The 3030-nt window shown below is 62.1% G+C and carries 3 protein-coding genes and 1 pseudogene; all 4 read right to left on the bottom strand.

The features are described 5' to 3' along the window. Window positions 1-334: pseudogene (locus EN893_RS26410) on the bottom strand (hypothetical protein); the annotation flags it as partial. Then, window positions 285-1787, bottom strand: coding sequence for an IMP dehydrogenase (gene guaB / locus EN893_RS26405; protein WP_127269487.1), 1503 nt, complete (start codon window positions 1785-1787; stop codon window positions 285-287). The pseudogene EN893_RS26410 and the gene guaB, both read right to left, overlap by 50 nt. 156 nt (window positions 1788-1943) lie before the next feature. Further along, the gene (locus EN893_RS26400) at window positions 1944-2399 is read right to left on the bottom strand and encodes a PIN domain-containing protein (protein WP_127269486.1); all 456 of its coding nucleotides are present in this window, start codon (window positions 2397-2399) and stop codon (window positions 1944-1946) included. After that, window positions 2396-2641: a type II toxin-antitoxin system prevent-host-death family antitoxin gene (locus tag EN893_RS26395; protein ID WP_127269485.1), complete on the bottom strand. Its 246-nt coding sequence runs from the start codon at window positions 2639-2641 to the stop codon at window positions 2396-2398. The genes EN893_RS26400 and EN893_RS26395 overlap by 4 nt, the downstream gene beginning before the upstream one ends. Window positions 2642-3030 lie beyond the last annotated feature (389 nt).

The following is a 3030-nucleotide window of genomic DNA, read 5'->3' as shown; positions in this document are numbered from 1 at the left end:
ACAGCAGCGCCGGGAACAACAGGTCGAAGGTCAGATAGTGCCAGACGAGAATGATCTCGCCGCCGCGCCGGCCGAGCGCTGTCAGCCAGGCCATGCCTTCGTCCGGCGTAAACCCTAAAATGCGCATGTCGAGCGACGGCAAGCCGCCGCTCAACTGGCGGAAATAGAAGAATTCCAAAGCCGTCATGGCGATGAAACCCACCGCCGACAGGAAACAGAGCGCGCCTGCGTGGCGAGACAGCCGCAGGATCGTTGCCGTCAGGTTCCGCCCGAGCCCGTACTGGTCAGGCTCCACCGGGATAGTTCGGGCTTTCGCGGGTAATCGTGACGTCATGGGCGTGGCTTTCACGAAGTCCGGCATTGGATATGCGCACAAAGGTGGCGCGCTCGCGGAAATCGGCAAGGTCGCGGCCACCAACATAACCCATAGCGGCTTTCAAGCCGCCCGCAAGCTGGTGCAGCACGCCAGACACAGGTCCCTTGTAGGGAACCTGCCCCTCGATGCCTTCAGGGACCAATTTCAGCGTGTCGCGCACCTCGGCCTGGAAGTAGCGATCGGCGGAGCCGCGGGCCATGGCGCCGACCGAGCCCATGCCGCGATACGCCTTGAAGGAGCGGCCCTGGTGCAGATAGACCTCGCCCGGGCTTTCGTCGGTCCCGGCCAGCAGCGAGCCGATCATGGCCGCACTTGCGCCGGCGGCGAGCGCCTTGGCCAGATCGCCGGAATATTTGATGCCGCCATCGGCGATCACCGAGACGCCGGATTTGTGCGCCGTCTCGACCGCCGACATGATCGCCGAGAGCTGCGGCACGCCGACGCCGGCGACGATGCGGGTGGTGCAGATGGAGCCCGGACCGATGCCGACCTTGACGGCGTCGGCACCGGCGTCGATCAGCGCCTGCGTGCCCGCGGCGGTGGCGACGTTGCCGGCCAGGATGCGAACCGAGTTGGAGAGTTTCTTGGCGCGCGTCACCGCGTCGAGCACGCGTTGCGAGTGGCCATGCGCGGTGTCGATCACCAGAAGGTCGACGCCGGCATCGATGAGACGTTCGGCGCGTTCATAGCCGTCATCGCCGACGCTGGTGGCCGCGGCGGCGCGCAAGCGGCCCTGTGCGTCCTTGCTGGCGTGCGGGTTGAGCTGCGACTTCTCGATGTCCTTGACGGTGATCAATCCGACGCAGTTGCCCTGCCTGTCGACGACAACCAGCTTTTCGATGCGGTGCTGATGCAGAAGCCGCTTGGCCTCGTCCTGGTCGACGTTCTCCTTGACCGTGATCAGGTTGTCACGGGTCATCAGCTCATGGACCTTCTGCGCCGGATCGGAGGCAAAGCGCACGTCGCGATTGGTCAGGATGCCGATCAGCCGCCCGACCTTGTGGCCGCCAGTGCCACCATTCTCGACCACCGGAATGCCCGAGATCGAATAGCTGCGCATCAGGCCCAGCGCGTCGGCGAGCGTCGCGTCGGGGCCGATGGTGACAGGATTGACCACCATGCCGGATTCGAATTTCTTGACCTGCCGCACCTGCTCGGCCTGTTCGGCCGGCGAGAAATTGCGGTGGATGACGCCAATGCCGCCGGCTTGGGCCATGGCGATGGCGAGCCTGGCCTCGGTGACGGTGTCCATCGCCGCCGAGAGGATCGGCACGTTGAGGTCGATGTCGCCGGCGATGCGGGTGCGGACATCGGTCTCGCCGGGCATGACCTCGGAATGGCCGGGCTGCAGCAGCACGTCGTCAAAGGTCAGCGCCAATGCGCCAGTGGACGTTTCGATGATTTTTGCCATGGCCAGTCCCTTGAATATAAAACGCGGTGGGGGAATACAAAAAAGCGCTGGACCGGAATGGACAGCGCCGACTCGTTTCTTCCCTTTCAGGATTGGCGCTGGCTGGTACCACGTCCAAGCGCCAATGAAAAGCCGATCGTCTCGGTGTTTCGCGTTCTATCCAGAAGACTCCCCCAAGAGAGCATTGAGCAGAACGTGACGCGGCGATGCGAAAGGGCTGACGACAGTTACCCCACCCCATGTGAAGCCATCTTGCAGGTCTTCCGAAAGGAGCATCCGACAACCGGTTTGGGAAGCGGTGGACAGAATGACCGCGTCCCAAATGCTGAAGTGGTGGTCCGTAGCCAGATCAGCCGCCATCATCATTACGTCTTGCACTGTCGCGGCAACTGGAAACGCGTCGCGCCAGCCCAGAAGGGCATCCCGGGCTTCTACAGGCGGTCTTCCGGCCTTGCGGACGAGAACGTTGTACAGCTCACCAAGGACCTGAACAGGAATAACAGCAGCCTCTTGCGGTAGGTTGCGCAGCAGTTCAAGAACAATATCGCGCTTCTCGGCACCGTTGACCCCTTCCGCGCAGGCAAGGACATTGGTGTCGAGCGCAACCTTCATCGCTCGTCCTCGTAGAGCTCGCCACGGGTCCAGCGCCCGACATCCAAAACAGGCTGGCGCTCGAGGCGCGACAACAACGCTACGCGCGAGCGGGAAGCCACACCCTGCTGTCGATCGGCGGGCACTATTCGCGCGACCGGGCGTCCGTGACTGGTCACGACGTAGCTCTGTCCTTCGCGAACACCGCGCAGGATGAGAGAGAACTTGCGGTTGGCATCGGCTGCCGAAACGGCTTCTTCCATGACAAAGTCCATATAGTAGTTATATACACTACAATAATGTGACACATCGCCATTCGCAAGCTATTCTTTGCTGCTTGGCCAGCGCCTGGAGACGGAACGAGAAGACCTTGGCCGTCCCGGCAGTTCTGATTTAGGCACGGCGGCAGGCCAAGCGAACTGCCTGTCTCCCCGCAGTCGCACAAAAGTGACAGCAAATTAATGCGACATCAGAGCCGGCCCATGATAACCGCCCTGCATGTTGGCTTGCCTCCCGGTCAACCGTAAAAGAATCAAGTCGGACGCGTTTTGTGAACCGCACCATCCCGCTCATCCTGGCGGTCGCCCTTTTCATGGAAAACATGGATTCGACCGTCATTGCGACATCGCTGCCGGCGATCGCCGTCGACATC

The sequence above is a fragment of the Mesorhizobium sp. M7A.F.Ca.CA.004.04.2.1 genome (genome assembly GCF_004022825.1).
Lineage (GTDB): Bacteria > Pseudomonadota > Alphaproteobacteria > Rhizobiales > Rhizobiaceae > Mesorhizobium.
Note: the sequence above shows the minus strand (reverse complement) of the source record. Positions and strands in the feature narration are given on the sequence as shown.